The 20,420-nt window shown below is 62.3% G+C and carries 14 protein-coding genes and 1 tRNA gene; 3 read left to right on the forward strand and 12 right to left on the reverse strand.

Annotation, left to right across the window (positions count from 1 at the left end; genetic code table 11):
- Positions 1–23: 23 nt before the first annotated feature.
- The 4 genes from NJLHNGOC_RS11000 to NJLHNGOC_RS11015 form a co-directional block, all read right to left on the reverse strand.
- Positions 24–2,876 carry a glycosyltransferase gene (locus NJLHNGOC_RS11000; RefSeq protein WP_165837923.1) on the reverse strand — a complete coding sequence of 951 codons (2,853 nt, stop codon included), beginning with the start codon at positions 2,874–2,876 and terminating at the stop codon, positions 24–26.
- A 220-nt stretch (positions 2,877–3,096) separates the two neighbouring features.
- Positions 3,097–3,534 (reverse strand): hypothetical protein, encoded by a 438-nt coding sequence (locus NJLHNGOC_RS11005; protein ID WP_113596408.1) that lies wholly within the window; start codon positions 3,532–3,534, stop codon positions 3,097–3,099.
- Between the two features lie 500 nt (positions 3,535–4,034).
- A tRNA-Arg gene (locus tag NJLHNGOC_RS11010) sits at positions 4,035–4,111 on the reverse strand.
- A 58-nt stretch (positions 4,112–4,169) separates the two neighbouring features.
- Positions 4,170–7,469, reverse strand: a complete 3,300-nt coding sequence (locus NJLHNGOC_RS11015) for an efflux RND transporter permease subunit (protein ID WP_113596409.1) — start codon at positions 7,467–7,469, stop codon at positions 4,170–4,172.
- A 175-nt stretch (positions 7,470–7,644) separates the two neighbouring features.
- Here NJLHNGOC_RS11015 and gmk point away from each other — a divergent pair, with 175 nt between their 5' ends.
- Both gmk and NJLHNGOC_RS11025 read left to right on the forward strand, forming a co-directional pair.
- On the forward strand, positions 7,645–8,304 hold the full coding sequence (gene gmk / locus NJLHNGOC_RS11020) for a guanylate kinase (protein WP_113596410.1): 660 nt from the start codon (positions 7,645–7,647) through the stop codon (positions 8,302–8,304).
- A gap of 51 nt (positions 8,305–8,355) precedes the next feature.
- Entirely contained in the window at positions 8,356–9,879 is a 1,524-nt protein-coding gene (locus NJLHNGOC_RS11025) for a replicative DNA helicase (protein WP_113596411.1), read from the forward strand.
- A gap of 118 nt (positions 9,880–9,997) precedes the next feature.
- Here NJLHNGOC_RS11025 and NJLHNGOC_RS11030 read toward each other — a convergent pair whose 3' ends face one another.
- From NJLHNGOC_RS11030 to NJLHNGOC_RS11055, 5 genes are all read right to left on the reverse strand, one after another.
- Positions 9,998–10,579 carry an IMPACT family protein gene (locus tag NJLHNGOC_RS11030; RefSeq protein WP_113596466.1) on the reverse strand — a complete coding sequence of 194 codons (582 nt, stop codon included), beginning with the start codon at positions 10,577–10,579 and terminating at the stop codon, positions 9,998–10,000.
- A 42-nt stretch (positions 10,580–10,621) separates the two neighbouring features.
- Positions 10,622–12,016, reverse strand: a complete 1,395-nt coding sequence (gene radA / locus NJLHNGOC_RS11035) for a DNA repair protein RadA (RefSeq protein ID WP_113596412.1) — start codon at positions 12,014–12,016, stop codon at positions 10,622–10,624.
- Between the two features lie 220 nt (positions 12,017–12,236).
- Positions 12,237–13,028 (reverse strand): ABC transporter ATP-binding protein, encoded by a 792-nt coding sequence (locus tag NJLHNGOC_RS11040; protein WP_113596413.1) that lies wholly within the window; start codon positions 13,026–13,028, stop codon positions 12,237–12,239.
- A complete protein-coding gene (locus NJLHNGOC_RS11045; RefSeq protein ID WP_113596467.1) occupies positions 13,025–13,810 on the reverse strand; it encodes an MlaE family ABC transporter permease in 786 nt (261 codons plus the stop codon). The genes NJLHNGOC_RS11040 and NJLHNGOC_RS11045 overlap by 4 nt, the downstream gene beginning before the upstream one ends.
- A 250-nt stretch (positions 13,811–14,060) precedes the next feature.
- Positions 14,061–15,335: a multidrug effflux MFS transporter gene (locus tag NJLHNGOC_RS11055; RefSeq protein WP_113596468.1), complete on the reverse strand. Its 1,275-nt coding sequence runs from the start codon at positions 15,333–15,335 to the stop codon at positions 14,061–14,063.
- 257 nt (positions 15,336–15,592) lie between these two features.
- Between NJLHNGOC_RS11055 and NJLHNGOC_RS11060 the strand changes: the two genes are divergently transcribed.
- On the forward strand, positions 15,593–15,829 hold the full coding sequence (locus NJLHNGOC_RS11060) for a DUF3297 family protein (RefSeq protein ID WP_113596415.1): 237 nt from the start codon (positions 15,593–15,595) through the stop codon (positions 15,827–15,829).
- A 202-nt stretch (positions 15,830–16,031) separates the two neighbouring features.
- On the opposite strand, the gene NJLHNGOC_RS11065 is transcribed toward NJLHNGOC_RS11060, so the two are convergent.
- The 3 genes from NJLHNGOC_RS11065 to ribH form a co-directional block, all read right to left on the reverse strand.
- Complete coding sequence (locus tag NJLHNGOC_RS11065) at positions 16,032–18,626, reverse strand: MMPL family transporter (protein WP_113596416.1); 2,595 nt, start codon at positions 18,624–18,626, stop codon at positions 16,032–16,034.
- Positions 18,627–18,835: 209 nt separating this feature from the next.
- Entirely contained in the window at positions 18,836–19,852 is a 1,017-nt protein-coding gene (locus tag NJLHNGOC_RS11075; RefSeq protein ID WP_113596418.1) for a lysylphosphatidylglycerol synthase domain-containing protein, read from the reverse strand.
- A 68-nt stretch (positions 19,853–19,920) separates the two neighbouring features.
- On the reverse strand, positions 19,921–20,406 hold the full coding sequence (ribH, locus tag NJLHNGOC_RS11080) for a 6,7-dimethyl-8-ribityllumazine synthase (RefSeq protein ID WP_110530626.1): 486 nt from the start codon (positions 20,404–20,406) through the stop codon (positions 19,921–19,923).
- Positions 20,407–20,420 lie beyond the last annotated feature (14 nt).

The raw sequence follows: 20,420 nt of genomic DNA on the forward strand, positions 1-20,420 counted from the left end.
TCAGTACCCATCGCCATATATTATCATTGCCGCGCCCCGAACTGGGCCGGGTTCATCAGCACTGCGGCAAGGGACGCGACCGGAAGATGAAGCGGCACAACCAGCCCCCCGCCTGCGGTCCGGATGCGTTCGGCAGGGGCCCCGATGTCGAATGTCACCACGGGCATTTTCTGACGCCAGAATTCGGTCAGCACATAGGACCAGGTTTCAGGCCATAAGGCCGGAAGGAAGCCCCAGTCGCAATTCTGCGCCTGAACCAGTGATGTCAGTTCGCCCTCGCCATAACGGCCAGTAATGGTGACAACGCCTGTTTCAAGAAGCCGGTGATCGTCGCATGTAAAACCGACAATCGAAAAACGGAGCGGCAATCCGGCGGATGCGACATGCCGCGCCAGTTTCAGGAGGATATTATATCCTTTTTCAATGCTGATCGCACCGATCAGCAGGACACGCCTGACATCTTGACTGTCCTTTTCCCTGAAAACGACATCCTGTGTCGTAACCGGTGGCTCCCATTGGCCCGGAACCGTGGGTACGTTGATATGGCGCCGGTACCGTGTTGCCACGTCATCGCATGACGTGATCACGGCAACTGCCCGCTGGAAAATATCGGCGCTTAACTCACGCAGCCGGGGCAGCGTGGTGTCGTCATCATTGGCCGTGCCACGATCCATGATGCAGGACTGACAGACATCCGCTTCGGGTTCGCCGCAATAGACATCGTTGTAGGACACAAGGGTAATCTGGGGACAGAACCAGGAATAATCATGAATATATATGCAATATTCAATCCCGAAGAGGGATATCCAGTGGATGTCCCGGATCCCCGCGCCGATATAGCTGTGGATTTCCATCCTGTCGCAGTTGAGGTTCAGGAGAAAATCCCGCAGTTCCGACCCGCGTCTTGAAAGAAGGATATTGGGATAATCCTCCATAAGGTAGGGCACGATTTTCCAGCGTGGATAGGCATCTTCCGTCGCGGCGGGACAGGGCGAGATCACAAGGGGGACAAACCCCTCCTCCGAAAGGGCAAGGGCACGTTCCTGCACGAAGCGGTGGACGCCCCCTTCACGATCATGGGTCACCAGCGCGACGCAGCGATGCGGTCCGACGGCCTGTGACAGGCGGCGGATGTCCATATCCCGCCGGAATTCCCCCAAGGGATCGTGTTTCTGCCATTCATTGACCAGACGGTGATAACCCGGATGAAGCCCGTCGAGCAGTTCCAGATTCCGCCGGATCAGATCGCCCTTGAACGCGCTGAAGGACTGTCCTTCCGCATGGCCGATGAATGTGCCGAGACAGACAACATGGCGCCATCCCAGGGAGGCGGCGCGCCGGCTGAAATCGTTTTCCTCGCCATAGCCCTGCGCGAAGACGTCTTCACGCAGGACCCCGGTCTGATGCAGGCATTCCGCGCGGATATACATGCAGAACCCATGCGCCGTCGGAACCTCCACGATCCTGCTGCTGTCCATTTCCGCGAGAAGCGAAGACATCTCGACAACTTCGTCATAGGAAGGAATGGGATTGTTGCCGTCATTGCGGGGATAGCTGAAAATTGTCGCGGCATTGGACAGGGGGGTCGCCGTGCCGATGTCGGGCTGGCGGTAAACGCTTTCCTGCAGCCTGCCGATCCAGCCGGGGGGCAGGATCGTATCGCTGTTGAGCAGGATCGCGTCCTCGTCCCGGCGCACCTGCCGCAGGCCACGATTGGCGGAACAGGTAAAGCCCCGGTTCCGTTCGTTGCTGATGATTGCAATGCCTTCCTGATCCTCGAATGTTCCGAGGAAATCCACGATGCGTGGGTCAGGCGAAAAATCATTGATGACGACGATACGGTCCGTGGGACGACGCCACCGAAGGGCAAGTTCAATACATTCCCTGGTAACCTCGTACCCCTTATAGACAGGAATGATGACGGCGACAGGCCGGGTGGCGGGTCCTGTCCCTGCCGGGACTTCCGGTTCCCTGAAATCCGGCGTGTACAGCGCGGGAAAGGGCTGGTTGAAGGTGGGCAGGGGCGTTTTTGTGGGACAGGCGCTGGGAAACTTCGTCGCGACCCATTGTGCCTGCGCGCGTGCATATCTGGCCCCGGCAAGGGCATCGAGGGGACTTCCGTAAAACTCCTGCCCGAAGCGGTCGGTCACGCGCACGGCCGGCGTCTGTGACCCGCGCAGGTCATCCCATTTGATCAGGAACGGTGTCCGGGCCTTTTCAACGACCAGACTGTCGGGAATGTTCCTTGATACCGTCGCATCAAGGATAGGCGTGTTGTCCGCGACCGAATGCACCCGGACATGGTCATCCGCCGCAAGGTTGTTGGGATAGCGGCACCAGCCTTTCAGCCCTTCGGCACTGCCTTCGACAAATCCCTCGCAGCGCCAGATCGCCCTGCTGTCGATGCCACTGCCGAGCATGTCCCGGCCGTCATGAAGAAGGTGGATTTTGGGAAGGTGGGCCGGAAGCGTGAAACCCTCGATCCCGTAAAGGTTGAACCCCCGGACAGACCCCATTGGCCGGAGTGTCGGGGCATATTCCGCTTCATCATCGCGCAGGATGATGTCGGTGCCCCTGCCGTCCCTGATGCCCAGCACAGGTTGCCCGTCCGGCAGCATCGCGCACCAGCCGACACAGCGGTTTGCATCGCAGATGGCGCTGAAAACATGGAACGCCACGTCGTCAAAGATGACGGCGACTTCCCGCAGGAACGCGCGCAGTTCGGTAAAGGCGCGGTCATTCGCCCCAAACCACAGGCGCGTCAGCAACAGGAAGAAACGCGCGGTTGGCGAAATGACGAGCGAGGACAGCAACTCGAACGGTTCGGATGCACGCGGTTCGCCAATCGCCAGACGGCAGAGCCCGATACCCAGCATGATATCATGCGCGCTGGGATACGAACGCTGGAGATATTCAAGCCGTCCCAGAACATGCGGGAAATCATCAGGAATGTTCTGAAGCTCATCATATTGCGAGATCAGGAAAGCAATATAGTGCCGTGTGGATCTTATTATAAATGCACCTATATCTTCATCCATTCTCACAGGCGACCTTACGACAGGAATAAAAAATCAATGCTGGGATGGGGATGTTTTCTTAATCGTTCCGTTTTGTGTTGTCCGGCGACAGAAAGGCACGCCACGTATCATATATGGCGACGAACGCCTTTGACGGCGCCCTGAATTCGGCGCGTCCGACCATCTGCCAGTGATCCTTGCCACTGACCCAGTCGCCACGGCGGACGGAGGCCGCTACGTCAGGGTTGTTCTTGAGATACCATTTTTCATCGAATTCGCTGCCGCCGGTGTCCCGTCCTTCGAAAAAACCGACATTGACGAAGTGATCCTCGCTGCTGTCCAGTTCGCCCCGATGGATTGCCGCGTCCACATCCGGGTTGGCAGCCAGATAGGCCTGCTCGTCAAAGGGAAGGGACCTCAGATATCCCGAAAGCAGCAGTCGGAAAAGTTTCCTTGATATGACGACGTTTTCCCTGTCGTCCTCCACGAACTGCGAAATGATGGAATATGGCAACATGACAACGATCAACCTTGCAGAGAAATTGGCTAATAGTTAATGGAACACTAACTAAACAGGCACATTCTATATCTACAGGGTAAACATGAACGGTTAAGGAGACATAAATACGCCAAAAGCGTGGTCTCATGATTTTCAGTCATGGCATATGTTACTGCCATATTAATGGCAGTAGGGTTGTTTTCCGGGGAGGGATAATAATGGCTGACCCAGACCATGTTTTTATTATCCTCTCACCATAAGAAAGTTTTTGGCGAAGCTTTTTTCAAAAAGCTTCAGAAAGAAAGCCGCCTTTTTGGAAAAAGGCGGCGCCCAAAAACGTTTAATACTTATCTATGAATTATTTTCAGGCAGTCTTTGGAAAAACGCCACGGATGCCTGTCCGGACGACATGTAAGGGATTGCGCCAGCGTACGGTCATGCATGCGCCCAGACACGCAAAAACCCACAGCCAGAGTTTTGCAACCCCTGATCCGACAGCCATCATGTTTTTTGAGAAGTGGCGCACCCGAAAGGACTCGAACCTCTAACCCCCAGATTCGTAGTCTGGTGCTCTATCCAGTTGAGCTACGGGTGCGCTGTGAGGCGGCTTTTAACCCGCCCCGTTGGCGTCGGCAACCCCCTTTTTTCATTTTTTAGGCTTCAAGGGGATTATTTTTTCGCATCAGCCGCATGGCCTTGAGTTTGCTCCACGCCCGCAGCCGGTCGAGATAGATGTAGATGACCGGCGTGGTATAGAGCGTCAGAAGCTGGCTCATGGCCAGACCACCCACGACCGCGATTCCCAGCGGGCGACGCAGTTCGATCCCGTACCCATCGCTGATGATCAGCGGAACGGCGCCAAAGGCCGCCGCCATCGTCGTCATGATGATGGGACGGAATCGTTTGACGCACGCCTCCCGGATGGCCTGTTCGGGCGACATGCCGCCGTCGCGTTCGGCATGCAGGGCGAAATCCACCATCAGGATCGCATTCTTCTTCACGATGCCCACCAGCAGGATCATGCCGATCATTGCAATCAGCGAGAATTCCTGCCCCGTCAGCCACAGCGCCAGCACCGCCCCCACCGCAGCGGAGGGCAGGGTGGACAGGATCGTCAGCGGATGGATGTAGCTTTCATACAGGATGCCCAGCGTGACATACATGGTCGCAAGGGCCGCGACGAACACCAGCAGTTCGTTCACGATGGCTTTCTGGAACTGCGCCGCCTGTCCCGAAAATCCCCCCTGGATGGAGGGCGGAACCCCCATTTTGACCATGGTCGTGCGGATTTCGTCGCTGGCGTCGCTCAGCGCCTTGCCCGGCGCAAGGTTGAAGGAAATCGCCGCCGAGACGAATCCGTCGCGATGCGACACCGTGATGGACGTCGGGTGGCGTTCCAGGTTGGCGACGACCGACAGGGGGACCATCGTCTCGCTGCTGGAGGAAACGGCGGAACCGTTCGATGCGCCATTGCCGCCCGCCAGCCTGTTTGCGATGGAGTTTCGGAACGACTGCTGGCTCAACTGCGTGAACTGGCTGCTGGTGTCGGTCGGGTTGGGCACGCGGATCGTGTTTGAAACCGTGCCGCCGCCCGCGCTCCCGCCCGAGGTGGACAGCCGGAAGGCGGACAGGATGTCCGGCGTGGTGCGGAAACGGTCCTCCACCTGCATGACGACGTGATAGGTCGTAAGGGAGGTGGAGATGTTTGACGCCGAACGCTGTCCGAAGGCATCGTACAGCGTATTGCTGACCAACTGCGGGGTGATCAGGTAGCGCGCGGCGGCGTCACGCACGATGCTGGCGTGAACGGCCGCGCCATTGTTCATGACATCGGTGGTGACATCGCGCAGAACCGGGTCATTGCGCAGCGTCGCGGTCAGGCGTGGGACCCAGACATAGATGTCATCGGCGTTGTCGCTGGTCAGGATATAGCGATAGGCGCCCTGCTTCTGCCGGCCGCCGCCGCCACTGATGTCGCCTGCCGAAAACATCGACAGGTCCAGCCCCGTCACGTTGCGCAGGCGCTTGTGGATGCGCGCGATCATTTCGTCAGGGCCGTCGCGGCGCTTCGTCCGGTCGATCATCTGGGCGAATGCCTGTCCTTCGATGTTGGAATCGCCCGAAAATGCAAGGACTTCCTGCGTATCCTGATCCTCTGTCATGGCCTGGCTGATCTGGCGGATCTTGCTGGTCATGACGGGAAATGACGTGGTCTGGTCGGCGCGGAAGAAACTCATGATCAGGGCGACGTCTTCCTTGGGCAGGATCCCCTTGGGCATGATGACCAGGATGCCGATCATGAGGAAAAAGCTGAGCGGCAGCGTCAGCGCCGTCAGGACATGATGGCGCAGCGCCCATTCAAGGGAGCGGCTGTAAATCCGCAGCACCATGGCGAACAGGTGTTCGAATCCGTCCGAACAGGCCCGCATGCCGCGCTGCCACAGCGGGGCGTCCGGCGGCAGGGGGGCGTCATGGTTCACCTCCAGCAGCAGGCTGCACATCATCGGCGTCAGGCTGAGCGAAAGGAACAGCGACATGACCACCGTGATGGCCAGCGTCATGGAGAATTCGAAAAAGATCTTCCCGGCCGTCCCCCCCATCAGCAGCAGCGGCAGGAACACCGCGACCAGCGAGATGGTGATCGACAGCACCGTAAAGGCGATTTCGCGCGATCCCAGCAGCGTCGCCTGCATGCGGCCCATCCCCGCCTCCATATGGCGGGCGATGTTTTCCAGCACCACGATGGCGTCATCCACGACGAACCCGGTGGCGATCGTCAGCGCCATCAGCGACAGGATGTCGAGCGAGAAGCCGAACACGTACATGACCGCCAGCGTCCCCGCCAGAGAGATGGGCACCGTGATTGCGGGAATGAGGGTGGAACGCGGCGTGCGCAGGAAAAACAGCACCACCAGCACCACCAGCGCCACCGATATGACCAGCGTCCATTGCGTATCGGCCAGCGACGCGCGGATCGTGACCGAACGGTCCATCACGGGCGTCAGGGTGATGCCCTTTGGCAGGGCCGCGCGCAGGGTGGGGACACGTTCCTTGATCTGGTCGATCACGCGGATGACGTTCGCCCCCGCCTTTGGCCGCACGATGGCCATGACGGCGGGATGACCGTTGAAGAAACCGGCCTTGTGGTCGTTTTCCACCCCGTCATGCACGCTCGCCACGTCCGACAGGCGCACCGGACGGCCGCTGCGGTAGCCGATGATAAGGTTGCGGTACTGCGCCGCGTCGCGCGCCTGGTCATTGGTCGCCAGCGTGTAGCGGGTCGGCCCGTCCTGGATGAAGCCCTTGGGCGTGTTGGCGTTGGCCGAGGCCAGGGCGGAGCGGATGTCCTCGAACCCCAGGCCGTACTTGAACAGGGGGAAGGGATTGATGTCCACGCGCACGGCGGGGGCGGAACTGCCTTCGATATCGATCCAGCCCACCCCCTGCACCTGCGACAGCAGGGGCTGCAGGCGGGTCTTGGCGATATCGTACAGGTGGGACACCGGCTGGGTGTCCGATGTCAGGGTCAGGATGATGATCGGGTTGTCCGACGGATTGGCCTTCCAGTACTGCGGCTGTGACTGCAGTGTCGCGGGCATGTCGCTGCGCGCGGCCTGCAACGCCGCCTCCACGTCGTTCGCGGCGGCGTCGATGTTCACTGAATCATCGAAGGTCAGCAGGATGAACGCGGAATCCTGGCTGGAATCGGATTCGATTTCGTTGACGCCGGCAATCTGTCCCAGCCTGCGTTCAAGGGGCGTCGTGACGGAACTCGCCATCTGCTGTGGCGAGGCACCCGGCTGTGACGCCACCACATAAATAATGGGAACGGAGATGTTCGGCAGGTCCCCCACCGGCAGCACGCGATAGGCAAAGACACCGGCCAGCAGCAATGCCAGCGAGACCAGTGTCGTGGCAACGGGACGCATGATAAAGACACGGCACAGGTTCATGCGGCGCCTGCCCGGCCGGAAAGGGCGGTTTCATGACCGGCACTGGACGCAGGGGCAGCTTCGCGTCGCATAGAAATGGGTTTCATATTCGCAGAATACTCTCCGCCTGATAAAACATCGCGAATCCGGCCCCGTATCGGCCCGGACCAAAGACCATCGAGCAAGGATTCAAACAATGACCACGACGCGCGCGCCAGTGTCTTCATCCTGTCCCCCAGTGCCGCGTCGTGGGGTATGCCTCGTCATTTCCGCGCCTTCCGGGGCAGGAAAATCAACCATTGCCAATGCGTTACGAGCATCAGAGCCCCAGCTGCTGCATTCCGTTTCCGTCACGACCCGCCAGCCCCGACCCGGCGAAACCGATGGCGTTCATTACCACTTTCGCACCATGGAACGTTTCACGCAAATGGCGAACGCCGGCGAACTTCTGGAATGGGCGACCGTTTTCGGTCGGGGGTACGGAACGCCCCGCGCGCCGGTGGAACAGGCCCTGGCGCAGGGGCGTGACATGGTGTTCGACATCGACTGGCAGGGGCATCGCCAGATCCGTGCGGCGCTGCCCGACGACGTGGTGGGCCTGTTCGTGCTTCCCCCCTCGATCGAGGAGCTGGAGCGCCGCCTGCACGGTCGTGGCTCGGACGAGAAGGCGGAGATCGAACGCCGCATGCAGGCCGCCCGGGACGAGATTTCGCACTGGAACGAGTTCGATCATGTCATCGTCAATGCCGATCTGGACTGCGCCATCGCTCAGGCGCGCGCCATCCTGACCGCGGCCCGGCTGCAACGCCACCGCCAGTTCGGGCTGGCGGACCTTGTCGCAAGTTTCGGGGTCTGATGCGTCCGCGCGTCCTGACCCTCCTCCTGTACAGTCATGATGTCGGATAGAATGGATACCGTGAATACGATCAATCCCACCCCCGACGAGCCCCGTGCCTCCGGCTCCCTGATCGGGATTTCCCAGCGCACGCCCCCCGCCAACATCCAGGCGGAACAGGCGCTGCTTGGCGCCATCCTGACGAACAACCGCGCCTATGACCGCGTGTCGGACTTCCTGACCGGCGCCCATTTCGCCAACGAGGTGAACGGCGTCATCTTTGACGCCATTTCCCGACGGATCGAGGCCGGGCTGCTGGCCGACCCGGTGACGCTGCGTTCGGAGTTCGAGAATTCCGACGCGCTGAGCGCGGTTGGGGGGGCAGGGTACCTGGTGAAGCTGCTTGGCGCGATGGTGGGCATCATCAACGCCGCCGATTACGGGCGCGCCATCCATGACGCATGGGTGCGTCGCCAGCTGATCGAGATCGGGGAGGATGTCGTCAACACCGCGTTCGGATCCAGCACCGGCATGACCGGCGTGGACCAGATCGAGGCGGGGGAGGAGGCACTGTTCCGCCTTGCCACCGAAAAGGGGCAGGATGGTGGTTTCCTCGCCTTTGACCGGGCGCTGGCGGAGGCGCTGGAGGTGGCGCAGCAGGCTTTCAGCCGCGCCGGCGACGTGGTGGGCCTGACCACCGGGCTGCGGGATCTGGACAAGAAAACGGGCGGACTGCACCCGTCTGACCTGCTGATCCTTGCCGGACGGCCCGCGATGGGCAAGACGGCGCTGGCGACCAAGATCGCCTTCAGCGCCGCGCGCGCCCTGATGCGCGAGGCACGGGAAGCCGCCCCCGGCACCCAGCCCAAGGGATCGGTTGCCATCTTCTCCCTCGAAATGTCGGCCGAGCAGCTGGCCACCCGTATCCTGTCCGAACAGGCCAGCGTATCGGGCGAGCGGATCCGCCGGGGCGAAATCGGACAGAAGGAGTTCGACCGTTTCGTGCAGGTCAGCCGCGAGCTGGCGCAGCTGCCGCTGCATATCGACGATACGCCCGCCATCTCGCTGTCGGCCATGCGCACGCGCTGCCGCCGGCTGGCGCGCACCAAGGGCCTTAGCCTCGTGGTGGTGGATTACCTTCAGCTGATGCGGCCATCCGTGGGGACGCGCCCGGAAAACCGCGTGCTCGAAATCTCCATGATCACGCAGGGCCTCAAGGCGCTGGCCAAGGAACTGTCGGTGCCGGTCATCGCGCTGTCGCAGCTGTCGCGCCAGGTCGAAAGCCGCGAGGACAAGCGCCCGATGCTGTCGGACCTGCGTGAATCCGGCTCGATCGAGCAGGACGCCGACGCGGTCATGTTCGTCTATCGCGACCAGTATTACCTCCAGCAGCGCCAGCCCAAGGAAACGTCCTTCGATTCACAGGACAAGTACCAGACCGCGCTGGAGGAATGGCAGCGCAAGATGGACCTTGCCCATAACCGCGCGGAACTGATCCTTGAAAAGCAGCGCCATGGCCCGACCGGCACGGTGCATCTGTTCTTCGAGGGCGAATTTACGCGGTTCGCGGATCTCGACATGGTTCATGACGCCTGATTAAAAAAACCGTTCATTACCCGTTCATTAAAGGTAATGAAAATTTCATGGTGCCGACTTTTTTGAAAAAAGTCGCGATGGTTACAAATCTTTTTGAAAAAAGCTTCACCAGAAACTTTTAATGGTTTTCAGGATCTAGGTCTTCCATGACCCGAATGACGGCCTGTCCACGCGTGATGTCGGTGATGCGCGCGCGGGCTTCGTCTTCGCGTGCCTGTGGCAGGGTGATGCGCAGGTCAACGCCATCCGCGCCAAAGGTTTCCGCCTCTATCGTCGCGTCCATCGCCAGCAGGCGGGCACGCATCAGGGCATGTTCGGAAAAGCCGCAATGGAAGGTCAGGCCGCACATCGGCACGAGGGGACGTGACGGGGCGGTACGCAGGCATTCCGCCGCCGTCCCGCCATAGGCACGGACCAGTCCCCCCGCCCCCAGCTTGATCCCCCCGAACCAGCGTGTCACCACGACGACGGTCCGGTCGAATCCCTGTCCCTCGATCACCTGCAGGATGGGGCGGCCGGCGGTGCCCCCCGGTTCGCCATCATCGTCGCTGCGATAGGACTGTCCAATGCGATAGGCCCAGCAGTTGTGGGTGGCGTCGGGATCGCTGACCTCCGCAATGAAGGCCAGCGCTGCCTCCGCCGAAGAGACGGGGGCGGCCTGTGCCAGAAAGAGGCTCTTGCGGATTTCGCGTTCCAGCATGACCTGCTGCGTCAGGATCAGGGGCGTCTCGCTCACGCCGGATCACTCCTCCTCCGTGGCGAACAGGCTGACAAGGTCGCCAAGATGCCCGATTTCATGCAACTGCATGCCGTCCGGCGCGCTGGGGCGGCGGTTGCCGCGCGCGATGCGTCGCGGCAGGTAGGCGCTCTCGAACCCCAGCTTGTACGCCTCCTTCAGGCGCGTATCGGCCAGCGAGACCTGGCGCACCTCCCCTGACAGGCCGACTTCGCCGAAATAGACCGCGCCCGCATGCGTCGGCTGTCCGGTCGCGGCCGAAATCAGGGCGGCCGCGACCGCAAGGTCGGCTGCGGGTTCCATCACCCGCAGCCCGCCCGCGATGTTCAGGTGGACATCCATCGCGTTCAGCTTCATCCCGCATCGCGATTCCAGCACGGCGAGCAGCATGTTCAGCCGCGCCGTCTCCCACCCCACCACGGCGCGGCGCGGGGCGCCGTCACCCGCCTTGGGCGACAGCAGTGCCTGTATCTCCAGCAGCACGGGGCGCGTGCCCTCCATCCCCGCGAAAACCGCCGACCCCGCGATATGCCCGCGCCGTTCGGCAAGGAACAGGGCGGAGGGATTGGGCACCTCCACCAGTCCCTGATCGGTCATGGCAAAGACACCGATTTCGTCCGTTGCGCCGAAACGGTTCTTTGCCGCGCGCAGGATGCGGAACTGATGGCCGCGATCACCTTCGAAATACATGACGGCATCGACCATATGTTCCAGCACGCGCGGACCGGCCAGCGCGCCTTCCTTGGTGACATGGCCGACCAGCATCAGGCAGAAGCCGCGCTGTTTCGCCAGGCGGATCAGCTCAAACGCGGAGGAACGGACCTGGCTTACGGTGCCCGGCGCGCTTTCGACGGTTTCCATCCACATCGTCTGGATCGAATCGATGACCACAAGCGCCACGTCACGCTCGTTTTCCAGCGTGGCCGTAATGTCCGCGACATTGATCGCCGCCGCCAGTTCCAGCGCCGGCGCGTCCAGCCCCAGCCTGCGCGCGCGCAGGCGGATCTGGTCCACCGCTTCTTCACCGGAAATATACATGACCTTGCGCCCCATGCCCGCCAGCGCGCAGGCCCCCTGAAGCAGCAGGGTTGATTTGCCGATGCCCGGATCCCCGCCCACCAGCACGACGGAGGCCGGCACCATCCCCCCGCCCAGAACCCGATCCAGTTCGCTGATCCGCGTTTCTATGCGCTCAGGCGGCGGCGTGTCGCCCGCCAGCCCGACCAGTTCGATGCGCTTGCCCCGGCTGCGGCGTGGCGCGACCGCGCCCCCGGCCGTGGGTTCGACCGTTTCCTCCACGATGCTGTTCCATGCGCCGCAGGCATCGCACCGGCCCGACCATTTCGGAAAGACCGCGCCACAGGACTGACAGACAAAGCGGTTGGCGGGACGGCGGGCCATCTTGGTTCCCCAGCTATGGTGTGAAAGGACGCGACATCGCGCATGTGAAAAAGGCAGCAGGCCTGCCGTCCAGAGCTTGTCATAAAGGATCGGCCCGACAATGCCCTGAAATCATAAAAGTTTTTGGTGAAGCTTTTTGCAAAAAGCTTCGAAGAACGTCGCCGTTCTGAAAAAAGGCAACACCCGAAAACTTTTCAGGAAGGTCGTTTCAAACAGCCTCTCAGACGCGGACATCCACCTTGATCGGCCCCTCGCGCCGGCCATGCGTGAACTGGTCAACGATCGGGTTGCCACTGTCCAGAAGCGAGGTCGCCGGTCCCTGCCAGATGAGCCTGCCTTCATACAGCATGGCCGCCTGGTCGCCGATCCGCTGGGCGGAGGCCATGTCATGCGTGATGGCGATGGCGGTCGATCCCAGCTTGCGCACGCAATCGACGATCAGCCCGTCAATGACGGCCCCCATGATGGGGTCGAGGCCGGTGGTCGGTTCGTCAAAGAACAGGATTTCCGGCCGCGCCGCGATCGCGCGTGCCAGTCCGACGCGTTTTTGCATGCCCCCCGACAGTTCGGCGGGCGAAAGTGCGCCCACCGCCGGATCCATCCCCACCTGCTCCAGCAGTTCGCCCGCGCGTTTCTTCGCATCGGCGCGGCTGATCCGGTGTTTGTGCTGCCGTCCTGCCGCCATCAGACCGAACGCGACATTTTCCCAGACCGTCAGGCTGTCGAACAGCGCGGCGTTCTGGAACAGCATCCCGATCTTTTCCATATAGGGTTCGCGATGGCGCGGTGACAGGGTTGTCACGTCCACGCCGTCGATTTCGATCGTTCCCGCATCCGGCGTCACCAGCCCGAGGATGCAGCGCAGCAGCACCGACTTGCCCGTGCCCGATCCCCCGATGATGACGAACGACGTGCCCGTCATGACGTCGAGGTCCACCCCGTTGAGCACCACTTTCGGGCCAAAGGATTTGCACAGGCCGCGAATGCGGATTTTCGGCGTCTGTCCGGTCATTGCGAAAAGAACACATCCGTCAGGAGGTAATCAAAGGTCAGCAGCAGGATCGAGGCCGCGACGACCGCCGCCGTCGTGGCCGCCCCCACGCCTTCCGCCCCGCCGCGGCTGTGATAGCCGTGATAGCAGCCCATCAGCGCGATCAGGAAACCGAAGATCGCGGCCTTGGCCAGCCCCACGGTCACGTCCATCATCTTGAACGAAGACAGCGTCGCGGAAATATAGGCCTGCGGCACGAAGTTGAGCTTCATGACACAGACGATGAAGCCCCCCATGACGCCAAGGATGTCGGCCACGATCACCAGGAACGGCAGCGCCAGCGTCCCCGCCAGCAGGCGCGGGGTGACAAGGTATTTGACCGGGTTGGTCGAAAGCGTGCTGAGCGCGTCGATCTGGTTGGTGACCCGCATCGTGCCGATTTCCGCCGACATCGCCGCCCCCACGCGACCCGCCACCATCAGGCCCGCCAGCACGGGGCCGAGTTCGCGCGTGACCGCAAGGATGACGATGCCCGCGATCGCGCTCTGCGCATGGTACTGCGCAAATCCGGTATAGGACTGCAGCGCGATCACCCCCCCCGAAAACAGCGCCGTCAGCGCGACGACCGGCAGGGAGAAATAGCCGATTTCAATCAGCGATCCCCAGAATGTCCGCCAGTAGAAGGGAGGGCGTACCAGATGGGACACCGCCAGCAGGCCGAACAGCGTCACCTGTCCCGCCATGCGCACCATGTCGAGGAGCGTGCGGCCGATGCCCGCGATGAAATCCAGGATTTTATCCACGCGCATCCCCCATGGGGATCAGCGGCGTGGAGGGGAAAGTTGGGTCGGACATGTTCCTGCCGTAGCGCGGGATGATGCCGGCGTCAAAGCCAAAGCGCGTGACCCGAACCGCATGTTCGCAGGAAAATTCTCGAAGTCCCAAAAAAAGGCGGCGTCGTGAGACGCCGCCGGAGTTTAGGGAGGAAACGTCCATGAAGCGCACACGTCATGCGGCTTCGTCCATGAGGATGGGAAAAGCGCATGACTGGTGTCAAGCGGAAGTGCCAGAAAGGGCGGCGGCTGATACTTTTTTGTCACATATATGCCGCCACACATTGCATCCCGTCATGGCGGTCACGCCTACCATGATCGTGACCGCCAGCGGCGTGGGACTGTGGAAGGTCACATGCCCCAGCACGAATCCGCTGAATGCCGCGAGCGAGAACTGGATGGTCCCCATAAGGGCCGATGCACTTCCGGCCTGATGTCCGTGATGCGTGAACGCCAGCACCATCGCGTTCGGCCCGATAAAGCCCAGCGTGCCGGTAATGCCCATGATCAGCGCGCAGATCACCGCCGGATGCCTCGGCCCGGCAAAACCGGAGAGCGACAGCCCGAGGCACAGCATGCTGATGCACAGGCAGACGAGGATGCCCAGGTTCAGCAGCCGCGTCAGGGGATGGCGATGGACCAGCCAGCCGTTGATCTGCGCCCCCGTGATGAAGAACGCCGCGTTGAGCCCGAAGAACACCCCGAACTGCGCGGGGGTGAAGTGAAGCAGCTTTTCAAACAGGATCGGCGACGCCGTGAGGTAGGCGAACATCACGAAGGAGGCAAAGCTGGTGATAAGGGCGCTCGACATGAAAACCGGTTCGCGCACCAGCCCGATATACCGTGTCGCGATGCCCGACAGCGACAGCGCGATGCGCCTGTCGCGCGGCATCGTGTCAGGCAGCATGGATGCCGTCCATGCAAGCCCAACCACGGCATAGATCACCGCGACCCAGAAAATCCACCGCCAGTGCCCGACCGAAAGCACGAGGCTCCCCAGCGAGGGGGCGAGGATGGGCATCAGGCCGAACACCAGCGTCAGCTGCGACATGATCTTCGCCCCCTGCCGTCCCGTGGCGACGTCGCGCACGATGGCGCGTGGCACCACGCTGCAGGCGGATCCGCCAAGTGCCGCGACAAACCGGCACAGGCAGAACAGGTCCAGCGTGGTGGCGCACGCACATCCGATGGAGGCCACGAGGAAAATCGCCAGCCCCCCGATCAGGGGCGTGCGCCGGCCCAGCCGGTCCGAAAGGGGTCCCATGCTGAACTGTCCCACCGCCAGTCCGGCGAACCACGCGGCCAGCGTGATCTGGCTGGCGCCGTTGCGGCCATGCGCCAGGTCCTGGTCCAGCACGGGAAAGGCAGGCAGGTACATGTCGGTCGAAAGCGGGCCGATCGCGGTCAGCAGTCCCAGAAGCCCGATCATCCAGAACGGCATGAGCGGCGGCAGCGTGGAGGAGGCGGTGCGGGTGGTCGTGGTGGCGATGGACATGGGGGATACGGCTTCTGCGCGGGGATGCGGCCCGGGATATGACGGCGCGGGGCGGGCGGGGATGAAACGGGGTTTCATATCCGTGGTTTCGGGGGTGTTTGTCCATGTTTTCGTGACGCGATGCCCCGGCGTTCCCACATGACGGAGGGGCGTCGCGCGCATACCGTCATGGCGGCGACTCCGCTGCTTGGATTACATCGGTGGAGCCGCTATGTCAGGCATGCTCCGGATTACCCGCAACCACGAAGAGATCGCACATGACCGATACACCGCCCGACCGCCTGTCCGCCAATCCCTCCAGCCCGTTTTACAACGAGGCCCTGCTGGAACGCGGCATTGGCGTCAAATTCAAGGGTGTTGAGAAAAACAATGTCGAGGAATACTGCATCAGCGAAGGCTGGGTCCGTCTTGCCGTGGGCAAGAGCATGGATCGTCACGGCAACCCGATGACCATGATGGTGCGCGGCCCGGTCGAGGTCTGGATCAAGGGCTGAGACCCGTCGCACAAATGCGACGGGACGACCTGAATATAAGATAACAGAAGTTTTTGGGTGCCGCCTTTTTTCAAAAAGGCGGCGTTCCTTTGAAGCTTTTTGCAAAAAGCTTCACCAAAAACTTTTTGGAATTTACAGGATTTCTCAAGGGCGCGTTTTCCGTCAGGTCAGGGGCCGCGGGCACCCTGACCTGACTACGGGCTCATTCCTCGTCAATCGCGCGCTTGGGCAGCAGGGCCGGCACGAAGACCAGCGTCGCCATCAGCGTGCAGGCCAGCGACAGCAGCAGCAGCCGGCCCATGCTGGCCGTTCCGGGATGGTGCGACGCGGCGAGCGACCCGAACGCCGTGCCTGTCGTCAGCGCGGAAAACAGCACCGCGCGCGCCGTGGGACTCGACAGCGGCATCTTCACGCCCGCGCGCCAGTTCATGACGAAATAGATGTTGAACGACACGCCCACCCCGAGCAGCAGCGGCAGGGCGATGATGTTGGCGAAATTCAGCTGTTCCGGCACCACCACGATCAGGATCACGGTCATCAGCGCCGACAGCAGCAGCGGCGCCAGCACCAGCGCGGAATCCAGCAGGCGGCGCAGCGCGATCGACAGGATGATCGCGATCATCACGATCGCGGCGCACGCGGCCATGACAAAGGCATGGACCATCGTGGCGGCACTTTCGACGATGTCGATGGCACTGCCCGCCGCCGTCGGCGCGACCTTGCGGATGCTGTCGACATAACGGTGCAGGGCGGTATTGCCGGTCATCTGCTTGGTGGGATGCACCTCCACCAGCGCGCGTCCGTCAGGCAGCAGGTAATCGTTGGCCAGGATGGGCGGCACGTCGGATATCGAAACCGGCTTGGCCTGCAGCATGGTCCGCAGCATATCCAGCTGCATCGGCAGGAAATGGACCAGTGCCTCGTTCGCGTTCATCACGGTCTGGTCATCCGCCTGCGACAGGCGCGTCAGCGCCGACTGGATCTGGCGCAGGGGATCATTGGCCGCCAGCTTGTCCAGCACCCCGCCCAGGTCGGCGGCCGTCTTTGCCGCAGCCTCGCGCAGGGCGGCTGCGTCCGGCGCGGGCTTGGGGTTGGGCACGATCAGGGTCGGCAGCATGATGTTGGCCGCGTCCTGGATCATCGGCAGCTTGGTCTTCTGGTCTGCCGGCACCAGCGATCCCAGCCACAGCGCGTCATGCACCAGCGGCAGTTGCGACAGCTTGTCCGACATCGCATGCGCCTGATCCAGGCTGGGCATCAGCACATCGACCGAATAGGGCGAATACTGCGGTTCCGACATCAGCATGCCCAGCGTGACCATCCCTTCGGACTTCGGGTTCTTGGTATGCAGCGGGTCGGCATCGAATGTCAGGGTCGGGATCAGCCCCGCGCCCACCAGCGCAAGGCAGGCGAACACACCAAGGATGATCCTGCGATGGTGGCGGATGGCGATGTCGATGGGGCGCGCGAACGCGAACCCGACCGAGCCATGGCCCGCTGTCGGGCGGAAAATCCGCAGCAGCGCGGGCAGCAGCGTCAGCGTGCAGACAAAGGCGAAAATCATGCCAAAGCCCGCGATCAGGCCCAGCTGTGCCACGCCGACAAACGCGGTGGGCGTAAAGGCAAGGAAGCCGGCGGAGGTCGCGGTCGCCGCCACCAGGATCTGGTGGCCGGTTTCGTTGCCCGTGCGCTCCAGCGCGTCATGCAGGCTGGGCACGACCCCGTTGGGCAGGGACTGCGCGCGGAAACGCACGCAGAACTGGATGGCGAAATCCACCGCGATGCCGACGAACAGGATGGCGAACGCCACGGAAATCAGGTTCAGCTTGCCCACCGCCAGCGCGGCGAACCCGGTGGTCAGCAGCAGTCCCGTCACCAGCGTGATGATGATCGGCGCGATCAGGCGCCACGTATGGACCGCAAGGACCAGCCACAGCGTCACCAGCACCAGCGACCCCAGCAGGCCGGCCACCATGCCTTCGGCCACGGTGGCGAATTCCTCGTCCGCGATCTGGATATCGCCAGTAATGTGGATATGCGCCTGTCCCGATTTGACGAACGGCAGGTCGCGCGCCGCCGCGCGCATGGCGTCGGCGGCCGCTCCGCCGGGCTGGAATGAATCGTAATCAAGCTTGGGCTGCGTCACGACGAACTGGTACTTGCCGCCCATGTCGGCAAGGTCGCCCGCCAGCAGGCGTTCCCACGACATGGTTTCGGGATGGCCCTGCGCCGCGTGATCCAGGGTCGCGGCAAAACCCGACAGCGCGGAGGCAAACCCCTTGAGGTCGCCTTCGCCATGCTGGATGCCCAGCGCGATCATCGACAACGCGCCAAACAGGCCGCGTCCCGACGGGTCCGCCGCCAGCTGCCCCAGGAACGGCTGCGCGGTGATGGTGGTGTCCAGCACGTTCTCCAGCGCCTTGGGGTCAAGGAACATCAGCCCGTTGCGCACCAGATAGGGATCGGTCTGTGGCGTGGTGACGTAATTGAAATGCGCGTGATCGCCCTTGAGCCTTGCGGCAAGGTCGATCGCCGTCTGCTGTGCCTCCTCCGGCAGGGCCGCGTCGATTACCGCGACCAGCTGGTCCTGTTTTTGCGGAAACAGCCGTCCCATTTCGTCCGAGCGCTGCTTCCACGGCAGATCGGACGAGAACATGGTGCCCGTGTCGGTGGTGACGCCCAGCCGGGTATAGCTTGCGAACGTCGCCCCCCCGGCCAGCACGGCAAAGAGCAGGACCACCGCAATGGCCTGTTTGGAACAGAACGCGACAAGACGCCCAAGGGGTACCGATAGCATGACGAGTTATTCAGCCCTTCAGAAACCGTTGCCGATGCGTATTTCGTCCTGGCACCGGATGGAAGAGCCTCGGTTTGGCCCATGAAGCCCCGGTGATGCAAGGCGGTTCTTTGTTACCGTGCCCGTGGCGCATGGCATGAACATGGCGCGCGAGGGGGGATGTGGCGCACGCGTGCGCGCCACGCCCCTTTGGGCGGCGGGCGCGATTTTCATGACTGTTCCGGAACTTCCCTGACCTGCGCTGATGGTTTTGCATCCGGCGGCGCGATCCAGTGCAGTTCCATCCACTGCCACCCCACGAGGGAGGGCAGGCCCCATGCGATTTCACGTAATCGTTTGATGAGCGACAGGGCGATCGCGATCTGCGGGGAGACGCCAAACAGGCCCGCGATGATGATGTACCCGCCCTCCGACACGCCGAGCGCGCCGGGCACGGCAAAGCCCGCCGATTTTGCCGCCTGTCCCACGCTTTCGATCACAAGGCACTGCGGCAGGGACAGCGGATGGCCCACGCCATGCAGGATGATGCTGACCTCGAACGTGCCGAGCGACCATCCCAGCAGTTGCAGGGCACCCGCGCGCAGCGAACTGCCGCGCGTCTTGTACAGCGTGATGATTTCGTGGTGCAGCCCGCGGATGTCCTCCATCCCGCCCCATCCCAGATGGTCGGCGATGCGCATCAGCAGCCCTTCGATCAGCGAGACCGCGCCCAGGTACTGGCTGCCGAAAAAGACCGCGCCCAGCAGCAGCGCCGCGCCCGCGCTTTCCATCAGTTCGTCCGTCACGGCGGAACGGTTGACCAGGCAGAACAGCACCCCCAGCCCGATCAGGGTGAATGTCACCTGGCTGAGCAGTTCGATCGTCAGGTCGCAGATGGTTGCGGCGGCGGCGCGGCGCAGGCCCACGCCATGCCGGCGTGACAGCAGGCGGGCCGAAATCACCTCGCCCCCCACCTGGGCCACCGGCAGCAGGTTGTTGATCCCCTCGCGCGCGCAGCGCAGGGCAAGGAAATCGCCCAGCGGAAGCGGCCTGCGATGGCTTTCGGTCAGGATTTTCCATGCCAGCGCGGAGGCGCAGACCTGCGTTGCGTGAAACACGATCACGGCGGCGACGCTCCACCCCCCCGTGGCGATCAGGCCAAGGATGTCATGCAGGCCGAAACGGGAGAGCATCCATATCGTCAGCCCGATCCCGAATGTTCCGGCGATGAAAGTGATCAGCCTCATCCGCCGTCCTTCTGTCGCGCCAGTATCCCTGTCCGCGCGCGGATGTCGCGCGCGGGTATGTCACAACCTTAACAGCCTCTTATTTTCTGTATCAATGCAAGACTTTCGACACAGGCGGCCACGGCCTCGCGTCCCTTGTTGTGGATGTCGTCGCGCGAACGTACCACGGCCTGTTCATCGGTATAGGTGGTCAGGACGCCGAACGCGACCGGGACCTCGGTCGAAAGCGAGGCCTGCATCAGGCCTACGGCCGCGCCAAGGCTGATGAATTCGAAATGCGCGGTATCGCCCTTGATGACGCAGCCAAGGCAGACCACGCCGTCATAACGGCCGGTTTTCGCCAGCGTCTGCGCCAGCAGCGGCAGTTCGTACGCGCCGGGGGCATACAGGATATCGTCGTCGCGCATGGTGATGTCATGTTCACGCAGCCACGCCAGCGCGCCGTCACGCAGCCCGTGCGTCACGGTTTCGTTGAAGCGGCTCACCACGATGGCCAGGCGCGGCGGCCGGGCAAATGTCAGGTCCACGGTGGTGGAGGGGATGTTTGTGCTCATCAACTGGTTCCTGA

Source organism: Novacetimonas cocois, from assembly GCF_003311635.1.
Taxonomy (GTDB): Bacteria; Pseudomonadota; Alphaproteobacteria; order Acetobacterales; family Acetobacteraceae; genus Novacetimonas; species Novacetimonas cocois.